This is a genomic window from Gangjinia marincola (assembly GCF_039523415.1).
Lineage (GTDB): Bacteria > Bacteroidota > Bacteroidia > Flavobacteriales > Flavobacteriaceae > Gangjinia > Gangjinia marincola.
On the sequence record NZ_BAAAFG010000005.1, the window covers coordinates 125815 to 144013 of the forward strand.

The window sequence follows — 18199 nt, forward strand, 5'->3', positions numbered from 1 at the left end:
AGCGTTTTAACCCTAGTTTGGCAATGAGTTGCGAAAGACTACTGATTTATTAAATATTTAGCAAATATTCAAGGATTTTTAAGAATTCTTTACCGGTCTGAGAGCTGTATATCCCTTAGGTTAGTGGTGTTTGGCTTTCGCCGAAGAATACACCTTTTAATAATCCATAATTACGACACATGAATTTTAGTAGAAAAGCATCCGCTAGCTGGGAAGGCAGCGGAAAAGAAGGAAAGGGAAGCATTTCAACCGGAAGCGGTGTAATGAGTAAAGTCCAATACTCATTTGGTACTCGTTTTGAAGATGGGAATCCCGGCACTAATCCTGAAGAACTTATTGGAGCAGCCCATGCCGGTTGTTATACCATGCAACTAAGTTTTTTGTTGAATGAAGATGACTTTACCGCTGATCATTTGCATACTGATGCTACAGTAACCTTTAAAGACGGTGAGATTACTGAGGTTTTATTACATCTCACTGGTAAAGTGCCCAATATTAGTAAAGATAAATTCGTAGAAATTGCAGAAAAGGCAAAGGATATCTGCCCTGTTTCGAAATTGCTAAATACATCAATTGTTTTAGCGGTCAAATTAGAGGAATAAAAATTACTTAGGTTGTCAGTTTGAGTTTGTCGAAGACGAGTAGTTAGAGTATCTAATCCTTAACTTAGGCTTCAACAAACTCAACGTGACATTCTTTAAATTTTTGTCAGTCCAAGCCTATCTAAGACAGTTTGGTAGTGAAAATACCTCTAAACCCGAATTATGATAAATCAATTACTCGCTGTCTTCCATCGTGTGATAGACATTTTGAACATCATCGTCTTCTTCCAATTTTTCAAGTAACTTTTCGACGTCTTCTACCTGCTCTGGAGTTAGTTTCTTAGTCACTTGTGGGATACGCTCAAATCCGGATGAGATGATTTCGATATTGTGTTCTTCCAGATAGGATTGAATACTTCCAAAACTTTCAAAGGGTGCATAGATCATGACGCTTGTTATTTCATTGCCTTCCTCATCTTCATCGGTATCTTCAAAAATTTCTTCTACGCCAAAGTCAATGAGCTCCAGTTCTAATTCTTCTAAGTCTAAGTCATCTCCTTTGATTTTAAAATTACACGTATGATCAAACATAAACACTACAGAGCCTGACGTCCCCAGGCTTCCATCTGTTTTATTAAAGTAAGAACGAACATTCGCCACCGTGCGTGTATTATTATCAGTTGCCGTTTCAATTAAAACAGCAACTCCGTGTTGCGCATAACCCTCAAAAATCACTTCTTTATAATCTCCCTGACTTTTATCTGATGCACGTTTAATTGCACGTTCAATATTATCCTTGGGCATGTTTACTGCCTTGGCATTTTGAATAACTGCACGTAGTCTGGAATTTGCATCTGGATCGGGACCGCCTTCTTTGACAGCCATCACAATATCTTTGCCTATTCGTGTAAAAGCTTTGCTCATGCTCGCCCAACGCTTCATTTTGCGTGCTTTTCTAAATTCAAATGCTCTTCCCATAAATCATAATTTAATGAGGGTAAAAGTAAGAAAAGAAAAAGATAGGGTGCAAGGGGAGTATTGATATGATATTATTACTTCTTTCACATTTAAAAAGCATATCTATTTATATATTTAAATTTAATGTGTCAATCTTATCAGACCAATATTCAGGGAGAGGCATTTAGACATCATTCAAAAGCTATGTTCAAAAAATCAAGTTATATTATGCTGTTTTGCAGCCTTTTACTAAAAAGTAACATGTTACTAAGTCAGAAGATAAAAGCACTGCCGGGCAGTTACGGAGTAGATCGCGGGAATAAAGTAATTATTTGGCACATTCCATCAGAGGACAGTTTTTCTTCTCTAAATACTGAAATTGAATTTGACTACGTTTATCAGTTTTTAAAGAAAAATTCAGCGCTTTCATACGATCAGGCTTTTGAACTTACACACGAAGCAGATAAGTACACATTATACTTAACTAAATTACCGGTTGTAAAGGTAGCATTTGATGAAGTCAAACTTGGAACAAATAAAAAAATTCCCGGATGTTTAAAATATTATGAAAAAGAAACCTTAGTTGAAAGTATCATTGGTATAAGGCAAAGAGGTAATTTATCCCTAGGCTTTCCTAAAAAATCATATGACATTGAGGTGTGGAAGGATTCAATTTCTAAAGAAAATAAGGATATTAAAGTTAAAGGATTACGCTCTGATGATGATTGGATTCTCGATGGACTTTATAACGAACCCCTGCGATTAAGATCTACGGTAGCGATCCAGCTATGGACAGATATTCATAAAGTATATTACCATGAAGAAGAACCAAAAGCCATTAACGGATTCAAGGTAGAGTTCGTAGAATTATTTAGAAATAGTGAGTATATAGGCTTGTATAGTTTATCTGAATCCGTGGATAGAAAACAACTTCAACTAAAAAAACCTAATGGTAAAGAAATTTACGGAGAATTATTTAAAGCCAATTCGTATGAAGGCGGACCATCTTTTAAAAAGGCAGGAGAATACAACAATATTTTTCCGCACTATCTAGGATTTAAGATGGAATACCCCATCATAGATTATAATTCACATTGGGATGGGTTGTCTAAACTACTTGATCTAGTCGTAAATTCGTCTGATGCTACTTTTAAAGAAAAAATAGCTAAAGAGATTCATTTGCCAAATGCCATTGACTATTTTATTTACATAAATCTATTGCGTGCCACCGACAACTTTGGTAAGAATTATTATCTGGCGAAATATGATTTAGATAAACCTTATTTTTTTGTTCCTTGGGATGTAGATGGAGTGTTTGGCATAATACAACACGGTAAAAGAATAAGGACTACCAATGATATTTTAAGTAATCATCTATTTGATCGTCTATTACAGCTGAATCCAAACCATTTTAATGACAACCTTAAGCAGCGGTGGAAGGATTTACGAGAAAATGAGTTTAGTAAAATAAATATTCTAGCGCGTTTTCAAAAATTTCATGATCATTTTACTGCTGAAAAAATATATGAGCGAGAATATAATTTATGGAAAAATGAAATCATTAAAGAAGATGATTTTGATTACCTGAATGAGTGGATTATTGATCGATTGGGTTTTCTTGATACGTACTTTAAGGACTTATAAACTATTTAAGTGAAAATCGTTGACCCTTATCATTTATGATGTATTCCTGCCCACGTTCAATAAGTAATCCTTTGGTTTTACCAGAGAATTTACTTAGGCCGTGTGATACATCAATTCGAATGACTTTTCCATCGTAATCCGTCGAGATATTTTTAACTGGAGTATGTCCAACTACTATTTTTTTTGCGTTGTAAAAAGACAAAATCTTATCTAACTCTTCGGATCCTATTTTAGGATAATAAGGTCTTTTCGTCACAAGCCCTCTGTACCAAATTGGACCTTTTGAACTGTATAAGAACTGAATAGATCTAGACGAACTGTTTTCAGTAGAGGTATATTCTCGACGCATTTTTTGATTTATATCGTCGATGCTTAACTTAAAATCTAATAGTTGCGGGCTAAGTCCTGCATGGACAAAAATATACGATCCAATTTTTTCAATTACATTTTTAGAGAGTAGCCATTTTCCTAATTCTGACTGTTCTGAAAACATATAGCGAATGGCTTTTTTCTTATTTTTTTCACCACTTATTTCTTGTGCAATTTTGATATACTTTGCTCTATTGTAGGTGTAATCACCTTTGAAATTCAGGACTTCATGATTGCCTAAAATGAGATGTACACTACCACCAGCATCACGTGCCTGTTGCTCCAATTTGTAAATAAGCCATAATACCTGTGTAACATTCTTACCTCGATCCACAAAATCTCCCACTAAAACAAGCCTACCAGTTCTATAGATCCAGTCATACTGTGCATCAATTACTCCGTTAGCGGCTAAAAAACTAGAAAAGGCGTTGAAATTACCTTCAATATCAGAAATAACGACCATTTTATCAGCAGCTTCAAATGTGCTCTTTGTAACCGTATATTTTGGTCGTAACGCTAAAAAAAAATTGTCATCATATCCATTACCGGGGCATACAATTAAAGAGTCTTTTTTAAAATTAGTGCGTTTGATTAGTTTATTTAGAGCATTTACACGGTACAATGTGTCTTTAATAATATAAGGTCCATCGGTCCCGTTGAAGGAAACAGTTTTGTAGTTTGTGTTTTTTCTAATAGAATCCTTTTGTTGGCCATTTACATAATTCGTAATTAAAACGAGGCATGTAAAAAATACTGCAATAGGACTAAAAGGGTATTTTGTATTACTTTTTAGCAAGATATAGTTAGCTATAATTATACTAAAAATACGAAATTTAGTCCGATATAGTCTTGAGTAACGTTATCTATCTAACAAAGCTGTTTGAATTTAATAAATATTGCGAGAATTCAAGTCGTCCTTCAATAGCCAGCGTGTCACTCAGATCCGCATATTAACGTAGACGAATCCTTCTATAATGAGGGTTTAAAAAACAGTACAAGAGATAGTAAGACTTCTATCCTCAATGAATTGAGAATCGTAATGACAACAGGGTTTTAAATATCGAAACTTTCAAACTAGTTTTCAAAACATTTATTCTTCAGAAGTAATGATTCCTTCAATGGTTTTTGCCAGTTTGAAATCCTTCTCTGTTACTCCGCCGGCATCGTGAGTAGAGAGATAGATACTCAATTTGTTGTACACATTGGTCCATTCAGGATGGTGTTGTTGAGCCTCGGCTTCAAACGCAATACGAGTCATGGCACCGAAGCAATCCTTAAAATCTTCAAACTCAAAGGTAGTATTGATAGCGTTATCCTCGTATTCCCAGCCTTCTAAATGAGTTAGGTGTTCTTTAATTTGTTCTTCGTTAAGTGGTTTCATTATTTGATGTATTATAAGTTGATTAATTCCATGCTAAGATTAATATAGATTTTTTATTGTCTAAAATCTTACTAAAGAATTAAGACTTTCCCCAACGCGTTAGGAACTGTTAGAATTAGGAACCAAGACAATTTTTTTCACTAAAGAAGTCTTTAATGCTAAATTAGATATCTCAAATTACAAATCATGAATCCTGAATCCTGAATCCTGAATCCTGAATCTAAAATACTGATTCTTCAACCACCTCTTTGATAGAGATGTGATAATTTTTTGGTAAAATATTATCTTTTGGGATCACGGCTAAGTAGCGATCATCGTTAGAGTCGAAGACATTTTTAAGGATAGGCTGATCGTGCCCGCTTGCCTGACAGATATCTAGAATTAAATCATCGTGATGGATAAGATCATCACTGCCTAGATGAAAGACTCCGCGCCGGCTTCGGTTAATAATATAATGCAATTGTTGGGTAATTTTTGAAATTGTGGTCGCATTGACGACTACATTTGGAAATACCTCTATGGGCACCTCATTTTTGATGTATTCTTTAATTTCTTCTATTCGAGGTGATTTTTTTCCAAAAACCATCGGTAAGCGCACAATCGCGTAATTCTTATTGGGTAAGCGCAGCAACGCATTTTCAATTTTTATTTTAAATCTTCCGTAGACACTTTCTGAAAGCGTTTTATCATATTCATACGACGGAAAATTGCTGAATGCATCAAACACATTTGCACTGGATAAAAAAATGATTTTAGCGTCATATCTTAACGTATATTGGATCAGGGATTGGTGTTGATGTACCAACGCGTCAAAATCACCTCTAAGACATGAAATAATAATAGACGGACGGATTGATTGGAGCATAATTCCTATATCTTCGGTCTCCAGATCCCACTGAATAAATTTATGGTTTTTGCTTAATCCTCTATCGGTATTAAAATAGGTGGCGTAGGTGTCAAAGTAGGCATATAGCTCTTTGTAGAGGGCATTCCCAATGAATCCACTACCACCTAAAATGAGTATTTTCTTCTTCTTTTGACTCAAGGATATGTATTAAAAAAGCTGCTTATGGTATTGAGTAAGCAGCTTAAATATATAAGTAGCTAATATTATTTTTTATAAAAAGGAAGTTTCACCACAGTGGCGGGTACGTCTTTTTTTCTAATACGAATGAATAGTTCACTACCGGGACTACTTACTTCTTTTGGGACGTATCCCATCCCAATAGCTTTCCCGGTAGAAGGGGACATTGTACCACTGGTTACTCTACCTATTACGGTTCCTCGCGCATCGACAATGTCATAATCGTGCCGTGGAATACCTCGTTCAGTTAACTCAAAACCTACGAGTTTGTTATCAATCCCGCGTTCTTTTTGCGCTTTAAGTTCGGTAGAATGAACGAAATCCTTGGTAAATTTAGTTACCCAACCTAATCCTGCTTCTAAAGGATTAGTTGTCTCATCGATATCATTACCATAGAGGCAATAACCCATTTCCAATCGCAGTGTATCCCGGGCAGCTAATCCAATTGGTTTAATCCCATACTCAAGACCTGCCTTAATCACATTATTCCAAATTTGCTCAACTTCATTATTCTTACAATAAATTTCGAATCCTCCACTGCCTGTATATCCAGTTGCCGAAATAATTACATGTTCTATCCCGGCAAAATCGGCAATTCTAAAGTTGTAAAAATCAATTTCACTAAGATCGATAGAAGATAATGATTGCATCGCTTCAACGGCCTTAGGACCTTGAATAGCGAGGAGAGAATAATCCTCAGAAAGATCACGCATGGTTGCACCCACACTATTTTGTGCGCTTATCCAGTCCCAATCTTTTTTGATGTTGGACGCATTGACGACTAATAAATAGGTCTTTTCTTTTATTCGATAAATAATAAGGTCGTCTACGATCCCACCTTTGTCATTTGGTAAGTAACTGTATTGGGCTTTTCCAATAACTAATTTGGAGGCGTCATTCGCACTTACTTTTTGAATTAATTCCAGGGCATGAGGACCCTCAATCAAGAATTCGCCCATGTGCGAAACATCAAATACACCAACTAGATTTCGCACCGTTTCGTGCTCTGCATTAACCCCTTCATACGAGACGGGCATACTGTACCCTGCAAACTCAACCATTTTAGCACCAAGGGCTTCGTGAATAGGGGACAAGGCGGTTTTTTTCATCGTATTAAATTTAGAGCAAAAGTAGTTTTTTGTGCTCTTACATCCGAAGGAGTTTTAGAAAATTATATATTTTATACCATAAAAAATCCGCCATTCTATACTAAAATGGCGGATGACCCCAAAACTCGTTTATTACTATTGATTTATAAGTAACGGAGTTTTTCCATCTGTGATGATGATTTTTGCATTTGATGATTCTGAAAGTTTATTAAACGCCTCAATACTTCTAATCTTAATGATTTGATCTGTAAGTCCCTGAGCCAATATTTTTTGTGCGTCACGAGTTCCAGTAGCCGAAATGATCTTACGCTCTGCCTCTAATTTTTCTTGTTGTAAAACAAACTCCATTCGCATGGCGTCCTGTTCAGCCTGTAATTTTTGCTCAATAGAAGTAGAAAGACCCCTTGGTAGGCTGATACTTTTCATAAGAACACCTTCAATTAGGATGCCCTGTTTAGCAAGCGTTTCATCCATTTTAGATTTAATAGATTCTTCAATATTCGCTCTCATACCAGAGTGCATGTCTTTAGCAAAGAATTGCGCACACACATCTGAGGCTGCCGATCTAAATACGCTGGTAATGACCTCTGGATATCCTTGACCAATATTTCTTAGGATACTGGGAATCATATCCTGCTTAAGCCGATAAAGAATACTTATTTGTGAGTCTACACTTAGCCCCTCTTTGCTGGGAAGGTTTAAGGACAATTCCAAATTATTGATTTTGATGGATTCTTTGACTACCTTAGAGGTAAAGGGGTTGTATACTAGGGTGCCTTCGGTTTTAACATCATCTTGTAATTGACCTAGGTGTTGCTTAACTCCGGCTTCTCCGGGTCGAATCACCGCGCAGTTGAGTAGGGTAAAAGAAATAAGGACGACTGAACTAATAAGAGCGAATTGTTTCATAGTAGTATAATTTAATAATGATAGTAGTACTATTACTACAATGAATATTTATCAAAGATTATTCCCACTTTTCCTAAAATCTGCTAATATTTTAACTACAGCAAATTTTTGGATCAGTATGAAAATGGAAATGTTTTATTCAATGCTATAATTTATTCCTGTATATTTCCTTTATGAAAATATTCTCTTCTGCCCAATTGCAAAAAGCAGATCAGCTCACTGTAGAACGTGAACCTATTGCCTCCATTGATTTGATGGAACGCGCAGCTACAACTGTGTTTCAAGAAATTCATCAACGTCTGCAAGGTGCCCCCATACCCATCAAAATTTTTTGTGGCATCGGGAATAATGGTGGTGATGGATTGGTAATTGCACGCAAGTTGATCGAACACGGTTATCATGTGACGACCTATATAGTCAATTACAGTGACAGACGTTCCAAAGATTTTTTGATCAACTACGATCGTATAAAAAATGTAACTAAAGATTGGCCGATATTGATAAAAGGTAAAAATGATTTTCCTACGCTTACGCGGAATGATTTTATCGTCGACGCCATGTTTGGATTGGGATTAAACAGACCGGTTTCAGGATGGACTAAAGATTTAATCGAACATATCAATGCTGCCGAAGCATTTACGCTTTCCATTGACATACCTTCAGGATTATTTTCAGATCAGGCGTTAGCAGAAGAACATGCCGCCATCCAGGCAGATTTTACCTTGACCTTTCAATCGCTTAAAACCTCATTCTTGCTTCCGCAGAGCGAAGCGTATGTAGGGGATTTTCAAATTGTAGACATAGGTCTAGATCGTGATTTCTTGCAAACAGCCATAGTTCATAAGTTTTTTATCACCCGTGAAGAAGTCATAAAACGATATAAACCCAGAAATAAGTTCTCTCATAAAGGAATGTATGGTCATGTGGCGATAATAGGCGGAAGTTTAGGAAAGATGGGTAGTATCGTATTAGCGACAAAAGCCTCTCTAGTTGGTGGTGCTGGATTAGCAACAGCATTCGTACCTCAATGTGGAATTTCAATCTTACAAACTGCATTGCCAGAAGCAATGGTTGTTGCCGTTGCTTCTCACGATCACCTGAAAGCCGATCAAAAGACCATGGATGTTCTAAGCGACTTACAACCGACTACAGTTTGTTTTGGAATGGGAACAGGGCAGGAGCAAGCGACCATTGATACCTTTCACCATATTCTTAAGAACACAAAAAATGCCATGGTGATTGATGCAGATGGAATCAATATCTTAGCGGCATATCCAATTATGTTGAAGGATATACCGGCAAAAAGTGTGTTGACGCCTCATCCCAAAGAACTGGAGCGTTTAATTGGATCTTGGGTAGATGATTTTGATAAGCTAAAAAAAACAAAAGAGTTCTCAAAACTTCACGACCTAGTTGTGTTAATTAAAGGGGCACATACCGTTGTGGTGGATGGGGACGATTTGTACTTCAACAGTACGGGTAATCCCGGTATGGCAACGGCGGGTAGTGGGGATGTTTTAGCAGGAATTATAAGTTCCTTGATAGCACAGGATTATATATCAAAAGATGCAGCCATTATTGCAGTGTATTTACATGGGAAAGCAGGCGATTTTGCAGCTGATAAGGTAAGTATGCAGGGTGTAATGGCATCTCATCTTGTAGAATATCTGGGAGAGGCTATACTAGATTTATTTAAACCACAGGAACCAAAAACCTAAGGATTAAATGCGAGAAAGAATTTGTTTAGCAAATTCTATTGTTGCGTCAAGATCTTCAAAAACCTCAAAATGCTTGTCAAAAAAATTCTTTTCAATAAGTGTATTCTTTTTAGTGAGGCTTTTTTTTTGTGACTACTAAAACTGCTTTTATAGATTTGACTTTACTCGCCCATAAATACACCATGGGATTGATAGAGTATGTGTTTGATCGATCTGAAATGTAGACGTAATGTTGATCTCCAAAGTGTCTATAACAGGCATGATACAATTTATTACCGATGCTTATCCATTAAAGTAACTTCATCTAAACGACCGATCACAAATTCCTTAAAGAAGTAAATTCACCAAAGGATAATTTTACTCCGTGCATGAGAGTAATAAGGAGTTCTTTTTCGTTCACTGAGACAGGTTAGACGAATAGCTTTATGAAGATCGTAAAATTCTTTTAAGGCAGCATGACTTAGTTAAGGGTGGAGACCCAAATTTTAGCTTCGGTTAAGCTTTCAAATGCTTCAAAGGGTTTTTGAAAGAAATGTTTTTCTATTGCTGTATTTAACCGTTGTGATTCTTTTTCGGCAACAACCGCAATTCCTTTAAGTTGCTTTATTCTGCTGCATTGCAGGTAGATCATAGGATCTACAGCATACGATTGCATTCGATTAGAGATGTACACAAAAGATTTTGTACTATAATGATCCAGGCACAGATCAATCATCTCTTTATTCAATTTCTTATCTAGTAAAATCCCTTCCTTGAGTTCACCAATAACATAATCCTCAAAAAAATAAAAACACCCGAAAGGGAGTTCTTTTTTTACTTCTTTCATCTTATTCATAATCCTCTTCTACTATTGTGCAAAAATCATATAATTAACAATAATATGCAATACAATAAGAGTAATTTAGGACGGTCAAAAAATCACTTATTTGAATGTTAGTAGCTTAGAAAATTGGAGATAATGTTAATTAACATTAGTTGAATGATTGCACAAAAAAAGCTCCTACATTAAGTGCAAGAGCTTTACTAAAATGATTAATTCTTAGGTATTCTATGATTTTGTTTCTTCTTCTTCAGATTTTTCAATTTTGATCGTAAGTTCATCGTTCTTTTCGTCTAAGTCCATAAAGATTTTATCTCCTGTTGATAAACCTGAAGAAACGATTTCTTCCGCCAGTGCATCTTCAATATATTTTTGAATAGCTCTCTTTAGTGGACGCGCACCATAGTCACGATCAAATCCTTTATTGGCAATATAGTCTTTAGCCTTTTCAGAAAGTTTAAGATCATACCCAAGATCCAGGATGCGCTCAAAGAGTTTTTCTAATTCAATGTCAATGATTTTATGAATATCTTCTCGCTCTAACGGATTAAAGACAACTACATCATCTATACGATTTAAAAACTCTGGTGCGAAACTCTTTTTGAGGGCATTTTCAATTACGCCTTTAGCATACGAATCTGCCTGAGATTTCTTAGCGCTGGTTCCAAAACCAACACCTTGACCAAAGTCTTTTAACTTACGTGCGCCAATATTACTGGTCATAATAATAATCGTATTTCTAAAATCGATCTTACGCCCTAAGCTATCGGTAAGGAATCCATCATCCAATACTTGCAGCATCATATTAAATACATCTGGATGAGCTTTTTCTACTTCATCCAGCAGTACAACAGCGTAAGGTTTGCGTCTAACTTTCTCTGTCAATTGACCACCTTCTTCATATCCAACATATCCCGGGGGTGCTCCAATCAATCTTGAAATAGCAAATTTTTCCATGTACTCACTCATATCAATACGAATGAGATTATCTTCACTATCAAAGAGCTCTTTCGCCAGTACTTTTGCCAATTGTGTTTTACCTACCCCGGTTTGACCTAAGAATATAAAGGAACCAATGGGTTTATCAGGATCTTTCAATCCGGCACGATTCCGCTGTATCGCTCTAACCACTTTTGTAACCGCATCGTCCTGTCCAATCACTTTACCTTTAATAAGTTGTGGCAATTCGGCTAACTTGTTACTTTCGGTTTGGGCGATCTTATTTACTGGGATACCGGTCATCATAGAGACTACGTCAGCCACATCCTCTTCGCTTACTTTTTCTTTGTGAAGCTTAGAGTCTTCTTCCCAACGTTCCTGCGCTTCTTGTAGTTCGCGTTCTATGCGTTTTTCATCATCTCTTAGTTTTGCAGCTTCCTCATATTTCTGTTTTTTAACTACAGAATTTTTTGTATCACGTACTTCTTCCAATTTATTCTCTAATTCCAAAATTTGTTTTGGTACATCAATGTTAGTTATGTGAACGCGAGAACCGGCTTCATCTAATGCGTCAATAGCCTTGTCTGGTAAAAAACGATCTGTCATGTAGCGACTGGTGAGTTTTACACAGGCTTCAATAGCTTCATCGGTATATGAAACATTATGGTGATCTTCATACTTTTCTTTAATATTATTTAGGATTTCAATCGTTTCTTCAACATTGGTGGGCTCAACAATTACCTTTTGAAAACGTCGCTCTAAGGCACCATCTTTTTCGATGTATTGTCTGTACTCATCTAAAGTCGTCGCTCCTATACATTGAATTTCTCCCCTGGCTAACGCAGGCTTGAACATGTTACTGGCATCTAAACTTCCTGTAGCTCCACCTGCACCTACAATAGTGTGAATTTCATCAATAAACAGAATGATATCATCATTCTTTTCTAATTCATTCATCACCGCTTTCATGCGCTCTTCAAACTGACCTCTATATTTCGTGCCAGCCACAAGACTAGCCAAATCTAGTGTTACAACACGTTTGTCATAGAGTATTCTGGAAACTTTTTTCTTTATAATGCGAAGCGCCAGACCCTCTGCAATGGCAGATTTACCTACACCGGGTTCACCAATGAGTAGGGGATTATTTTTCTTTCTTCGGCTCAAAATTTGCGAAACACGTTCAATTTCTTTTTCTCTGCCTACAACAGGATCAAGTTTTCCGTCGATCGCATGAGCAGTGAGATCTCTACCAAAATTATCCAAAACAGGTGTTTTAGATTTCTTGTTTGATTTGCTGCCAGAGCTTTCAAACGGATCGTCTTTACTGTCATTAGACAGATTTTCTTCATCAGAAAATGATTCTGCCGTAGGAGTATTTAAAAAATCATCTTCAGGATTGTTAGAAATCATCGCTTTAAATTCTTCCTTCACACGGTCATAATCCACATGAAGTTTATTTAATAATTTAGTCGTAGGGTCATTCTCATTCCGTAGAATGCACAAGATCAAATGTGCCGTATTGATGGAAGTACTTTGAAATAATTTCGCTTCTAAGAATGTTGTTTTTAGAGCTCTTTCCGCTTGACGGGTAAGGTGCAAATTCTTTTTTTCGTTTGAAACCCCTGTATTACCCGGATTCGCAGGGCTGAGTATTTCGACTTTCCTACGTAAAGTATCAAGATCTACATCTAAGGACTCTAAAATTGAAATAGCTTTACCATCCCCATCGCGAAGTAAACCAAGTACCAGATGTTCTGTTCCTATAAAGTCATGACCCAACCGCAAAGCTTCTTCCTTACTATAGGTAATCACATCTTTTACTCGTGGTGAAAAATTATCGTCCATCTTTATCCTTTCTTCTAATAATTAATATCATTGTTGGCATTGAAGTGTTCAAAAACTATTCCTTTTGTAAACCAACCTAGCTAATAGACAAAATAACGTCCATATAACCAACTTTAAATTAACGAACTTATTAACGAAAGAACAATAAAAATTTGTTAATAAAAAACAGGCAAACCTTCATGCTTAACGGGGGTTATGCTCATGAAATAATGTAAATTGCCACGTTAGTAAATTGTCTTAAAATTAAAATTTATATGGCAGAAGGAGAAAAGTTAATATCCATTAACATTGAAGATGAAATGAAATCGGCTTACATCGATTATTCGATGTCGGTCATTGTGTCACGTGCACTGCCAGATGTGCGTGATGGTTTAAAACCTGTTCACCGTCGTGTTCTTTACGGAATGTATGAACTAGGTGTTTTATCCAATCGTCCTTATAAGAAATCAGCTAGAATTGTTGGAGAAGTATTGGGTAAGTATCACCCACATGGTGATACCTCTGTCTATGACACTATGGTACGTATGGCTCAAGAGTGGAGTCTTAGATATATGTTAGTTGATGGCCAGGGAAATTTTGGATCCGTAGATGGTGATAGCCCAGCTGCGATGCGTTATACTGAAGCACGTATGCAAAAGATCAGCGAAGAAATGCTCTCTGATATTGATAAAGAAACCGTAGATCATCAACTTAATTTTGACGATACGCTTAAAGAGCCTACTGTGCTACCGGCCCGTGTTCCTAACTTATTAATCAATGGGGCCAGTGGTATTGCTGTTGGTATGGCGACAAATATGCCGCCTCATAACCTTAGTGAGGTTGTTGACGGCACGGTTGCTTACATAGACAATAATGATATTGAAATCGATGAGTTGATGACTCACATTAAAGCACCAGATTTTCCCACAGGCGGGATGATTTATGGGTATGATGGTGTACGCGAAGCCTTTAAGACAGGTCGCGGCCGTGTCATGATGAGAGCTAAAGCCAGATTTGAAGAGATTAAAGGAGCAGAGTATATCATCGTGGATGAAATCCCTTATCAAGTGAATAAGGCTGATCTTATTAAAAAGACAGCCGATTTGGTGAACGAGAAAAAAATCGACGGAATCTCATTGATCAGAGATGAGTCTGACCGAAACGGGATGCGTATCGTTTATAAACTTAAGCGAGATGCAATTCCCAATATTGTACTTAATATGCTGTATAAGTACACCGCGCTACAAACTTCCTTTAGTGTAAATAATATTGCGCTAGTCCACGGCAGACCGCAGATGTTGAATCTTAAAGATATGATTCATCATTATGTAGAACATCGCCATGAGGTGGTTGTGCGTAGAACAAAATATGAGCTGCGTAAAGCCGAAGAAAGAGCGCACATCCTTGAAGGACTGATCATTGCATCAGATAATATTGATGAAGTTATTGCACTGATCAGAGCTTCTGCTAATGCTGATGAAGCCCGCAATAAGTTAATTGAACGTTTTGAACTTTCAGAACTTCAAGCTAAGGCAATTGTAGAAATGCGTTTAAGACAATTAACCGGTCTTGAGCAGGATAAGCTTAGAGCAGAGTATGATGAACTCTTAAAAACTATTGAGGATTTAAAAGACATTCTTGCAGATGAAAGCCGAAGAATGCAAATTATAAAAGACGAACTGCTTCATGTCAAAGAAAAATATGGCGATGAGAGAAGAACGACTATTGAATATGCCGGTGGAGATTTGAGCATTGAAGACATGATCCCCGATGAAAAAGTAGTGATTACCATTTCTCACGCGGGTTATATCAAACGTACTCCCCTAACGGAATATAAAACGCAGAACAGAGGCGGAGTAGGTCAAAAAGGGTCTACTACACGTAATGAGGATTTCCTGGAGCATTTGTTTGTTGGAACAAATCATCAGTACATGTTGTTCTTCACACAAAACGGAAAGTGTTTCTGGATGCGTGTTTTTGAAATTCCAGAAGGAAGTAAGACCTCAAAAGGTCGTGCGATACAAAATCTGATCAATATTGAAAATGATGACAAGGTCAAGGCCTTTATCTGTACACAGGATCTTAAAGACGAGGACTACATCAATAGCCACTACGTAATTATGGCAACTAAAAAAGGTGTGGTTAAAAAGACATTGTTGGAGCAATATTCACGTCCCCGTGTAAATGGAATCAACGCCATCACCATTAGAGAAGGAGATGAGCTCTTAGAAGCTAAATTAACCACTGGCGCGAGTCAGGTAATGTTAGCGCTTAAATCTGGTAAAGCTATTCGGTTTGAAGAAGCTAAAACCAGGCCAATGGGTAGAAATGCTTCTGGAGTCCGTGGTATTACTTTAGGTAGCGATAAGGATGAAGTAGTTGGTATGATTGCTGTAAATGACATGGAAACAAATATTCTAGTGGTATCAGAAAACGGTTACGGAAAACGCAGTAGTCTTGAAGATTACCGTGTAACTAATCGGGGAGGTAAAGGAGTTAAAACCATATCTATCTCTGATAAGACAGGAGAGTTAGTTGCTATTAAAAATGTGACTGATTTAGATGATCTTATGATCATCAATAAATCTGGTGTAGCAATACGTATGGCTGTCGCAGATTTACGTGTGATGGGAAGAGCTACTCAGGGAGTTCGCTTAATCAATTTAAAAGGTAAAGATACTATTGCCGCAGTCGCAAAAGTGAAGCATGATGAAGATGATGTGGATGATTTAGAAGAGGTTACTGGATCATTAGAAGATGGCACGGCAATTGCAAAAGATAGCGAAGAATAGTATTTTTGAATTTTAAACCGAAAATTAAACACATGAAAACTAAATTTATAACACTAACACTTTCTATGTTGGTCGCCGTTGGATTTGCACAAAAAAAAGAAATAAAAAGTGCAGGTAAGGCTATCAGTTCAGGAGATTTTAAAGAAGCTAAGGCGTCTCTTGAAGCGGCTAAAGCAATGGGAGCAGATAATGATGAGAAATTAAAAGAAGATTACTATTATTACAAAGGTCAGGCGTATTATGGAACAGGTCAAAATGTTTCTACAGAAGATTTAATGACGGCTGCTGAAGCGTATAAAATGGCTATGGATGCAGGAAACGATGAAGCGCAAGCAGGAATCGATCAAGTTAGAGCATCCTTAGTAAACGGTGCCGTAGAAGATCAAAAAAATGAGTCATATGAGGATGCTGCTAAGAAATTGATTACCAGTTATAATTTAAATAAACAGGATACGATCTATTTGTATTATGCGGCTTCCAATTATATCAATGCTCAGGATTATGATAACGCATTAGTCTATTATACAGAGCTTAAGAATCTGAATTTTAATGGAAGTGAAACACAATATACTGCCGTTAACAAAGAATCAGGAGAAACTGAGTCTTTTCCGGATAAAACGCAGCGTGATTTAATGGTGAAAAGTGGTACATATATAAAACCAAGTACTGAAACTACACCTTCAAAAGCAGGTGAAATTGCAAAAAATATAGCATTAATTTACATTAGTAAAGACGAAACAGATAAGGCTATTGCTGCTATGGAAGACGCTAAAGCAGCTAATCCCGGCGATGCTAACCTTCTGCAAGCTGAAGCTGATATGTATTATCGTATGGAGAAGTTAGACAAGTATGCAGAAATAATGCAACAGATTATTGCGGCTGATCCAAACAATCCAACCCTGTTCTATAATTTAGGAGTAAGTACAGCGCAAATGGGTAATGCTGATAAAGCCATTGAGTATTATCAAAAAGCTTTAGAATTAGACCCGGCTATGTCTAATGCCAAAATCAATATTGCTGCTGTATATTTAGGTAAAGAAGCTCCAATTGTAGAAGAAATGAATGGTCTAGGGAATTCAGCTAAAGACAATAAGCGTTACGATGAATTATCTAAAGACCGCGAGGATATATACAAACAAGCTGCACCTTACTTGGAGGACTACATAAAAGACAAGCCAGATAATATTGAGGCTATAAGAACATTAATGAATATCTATTATCAGATTGATGATCCAAGAGCTGATGAGCTTTCTAAGAAATTAAAGGAAATGGAAGGAAGATAATATTATCGACTCTACTTTTTAAAAAGCGCTCAACTATATTGAGCGCTTTTTTTTTGTAAAAAGTTTTTTGATTAAATAATTTTCTTGATCACGCGTAATTGATGTGAGTATTCTTTTGTTTCAGTATTAAAAATCCCGGTGTGATCAATACGATCGATGCGCACTTTGCCATGAGCGTGAATAATGTAATTATCTTTCATAATGATGCCTACATGAATAATATTTCCTTCCTTATTATCAAAAAAAGCTAAATCACCCGGTTCACTTTCTTCAATAAAGCTCAATGCTTCGCCCTGAGTAGCTTGCTGTGAAGCATCTCTTAAAAGACTATACCCATTAATCTTATAGACCATTTGGGTAAAGCCACTGCAATCTATACCACTGGTGGTTTTTCCTCCCCATAAATAGGGTGTATTTTGATAGAGGAGGGCAGTAGTAATCAATTGTACTTTACCTTGTTTTCCAGTAGTTATATTTCCCTCATGTAGATGCTTAAGAAAGAGCGCGCTGGATACCGTTGCCCCAAGCGGAATACTGATCAGCTGTTCTTGCTCTGTATAGACAAAATCCATCAAGTCAGCTGTAAATTTTGGAGTGATTTTTTGGAGAGAAGAGAACTCTTCTTTGGTTATCTCAAGGTATTGTTTATCATCAATCCAGCCTTCATACTGGTCATATGCTAATCGTATTTTACTCCACTTTTTTCGTTGTTCCAACACCTTAAAGAATTCTCCATACAAAACCTGAGTAACCATTTCACTCGGATCATGAGGCTCAAAACGTAGTGGAACTATACTTAGTGGACAGATACCGTACTGCATGTGGTAT

General features: G+C 36.8%; 14 protein-coding genes. 5 read left to right on the forward strand and 9 right to left on the reverse strand.

What is annotated here, in order from left to right; translation table 11 throughout:
* The first annotated feature begins 179 nt into the window (after positions 1–179).
* Positions 180–602 carry an OsmC family protein gene (locus ABD000_RS04405; RefSeq protein ID WP_343764360.1) on the forward strand — a complete coding sequence of 141 codons (423 nt, stop codon included), beginning with the start codon at positions 180–182 and terminating at the stop codon, positions 600–602.
* A gap of 174 nt (positions 603–776) precedes the next feature.
* On the opposite strand, the gene ABD000_RS04410 is transcribed toward ABD000_RS04405, so the two are convergent.
* A complete protein-coding gene (locus tag ABD000_RS04410) occupies positions 777–1520 on the reverse strand; it encodes a YebC/PmpR family DNA-binding transcriptional regulator (protein ID WP_343764362.1) in 744 nt (247 codons plus the stop codon).
* A 240-nt stretch (positions 1521–1760) separates the two neighbouring features.
* Here ABD000_RS04410 and ABD000_RS04415 point away from each other — a divergent pair, with 240 nt between their 5' ends.
* Entirely contained in the window at positions 1761–3143 is a 1383-nt protein-coding gene (locus ABD000_RS04415; RefSeq protein WP_343764364.1) for a CotH kinase family protein, read from the forward strand.
* Position 3144: 1 nt separating this feature from the next.
* On the opposite strand, the gene ABD000_RS04420 is transcribed toward ABD000_RS04415, so the two are convergent.
* From ABD000_RS04420 to ABD000_RS04440, 5 genes are all read right to left on the reverse strand, one after another.
* Positions 3145–4308 (reverse strand): metallophosphoesterase, encoded by a 1164-nt coding sequence (locus tag ABD000_RS04420; protein WP_343764366.1) that lies wholly within the window; start codon positions 4306–4308, stop codon positions 3145–3147.
* Between the two features lie 294 nt (positions 4309–4602).
* Positions 4603–4893, reverse strand: coding sequence for a 4a-hydroxytetrahydrobiopterin dehydratase (locus ABD000_RS04425; protein WP_343764368.1), 291 nt, complete (start codon positions 4891–4893; stop codon positions 4603–4605).
* Between the two features lie 220 nt (positions 4894–5113).
* Positions 5114–5938: a sugar nucleotide-binding protein gene (locus tag ABD000_RS04430; RefSeq protein ID WP_343764370.1), complete on the reverse strand. Its 825-nt coding sequence runs from the start codon at positions 5936–5938 to the stop codon at positions 5114–5116.
* A 65-nt stretch (positions 5939–6003) separates the two neighbouring features.
* The gene (gcvT, locus tag ABD000_RS04435; protein ID WP_343764372.1) at positions 6004–7086 is read right to left on the reverse strand and encodes a glycine cleavage system aminomethyltransferase GcvT; all 1083 of its coding nucleotides are present in this window, start codon (positions 7084–7086) and stop codon (positions 6004–6006) included.
* A 135-nt stretch (positions 7087–7221) separates the two neighbouring features.
* The gene (locus tag ABD000_RS04440; protein ID WP_343764374.1) at positions 7222–7995 is read right to left on the reverse strand and encodes a prohibitin family protein; all 774 of its coding nucleotides are present in this window, start codon (positions 7993–7995) and stop codon (positions 7222–7224) included.
* 173 nt (positions 7996–8168) lie between these two features.
* Here ABD000_RS04440 and ABD000_RS04445 point away from each other — a divergent pair, with 173 nt between their 5' ends.
* Positions 8169–9713 (forward strand): NAD(P)H-hydrate dehydratase, encoded by a 1545-nt coding sequence (locus ABD000_RS04445; RefSeq protein WP_343764376.1) that lies wholly within the window; start codon positions 8169–8171, stop codon positions 9711–9713.
* Between the two features lie 460 nt (positions 9714–10173).
* Here the strand turns inward: ABD000_RS04445 and ABD000_RS04450 are convergent, their stop codons facing one another.
* Together ABD000_RS04450 and ABD000_RS04455 are read right to left on the reverse strand one after the other, a co-directional pair.
* On the reverse strand, positions 10174–10539 hold the full coding sequence (locus tag ABD000_RS04450) for an STAS/SEC14 domain-containing protein (RefSeq protein WP_343764378.1): 366 nt from the start codon (positions 10537–10539) through the stop codon (positions 10174–10176).
* Between the two features lie 222 nt (positions 10540–10761).
* Positions 10762–13317: an ATP-dependent Clp protease ATP-binding subunit gene (locus ABD000_RS04455; RefSeq protein ID WP_343764380.1), complete on the reverse strand. Its 2556-nt coding sequence runs from the start codon at positions 13315–13317 to the stop codon at positions 10762–10764.
* A gap of 254 nt (positions 13318–13571) precedes the next feature.
* Here ABD000_RS04455 and gyrA point away from each other — a divergent pair, with 254 nt between their 5' ends.
* Both gyrA and ABD000_RS04465 read left to right on the forward strand, forming a co-directional pair.
* Complete coding sequence (gene gyrA, locus ABD000_RS04460) at positions 13572–16088, forward strand: DNA gyrase subunit A (protein WP_343764382.1); 2517 nt, start codon at positions 13572–13574, stop codon at positions 16086–16088.
* Positions 16089–16120: 32 nt separating this feature from the next.
* Positions 16121–17371 carry a tetratricopeptide repeat protein gene (locus tag ABD000_RS04465; RefSeq protein ID WP_343764384.1) on the forward strand — a complete coding sequence of 417 codons (1251 nt, stop codon included), beginning with the start codon at positions 16121–16123 and terminating at the stop codon, positions 17369–17371.
* A gap of 71 nt (positions 17372–17442) precedes the next feature.
* Here ABD000_RS04465 and ABD000_RS04470 read toward each other — a convergent pair whose 3' ends face one another.
* Complete coding sequence (locus ABD000_RS04470) at positions 17443–18192, reverse strand: C40 family peptidase (RefSeq protein WP_343764386.1); 750 nt, start codon at positions 18190–18192, stop codon at positions 17443–17445.
* Between the last annotated feature and the right edge of the window lie 7 nt (positions 18193–18199).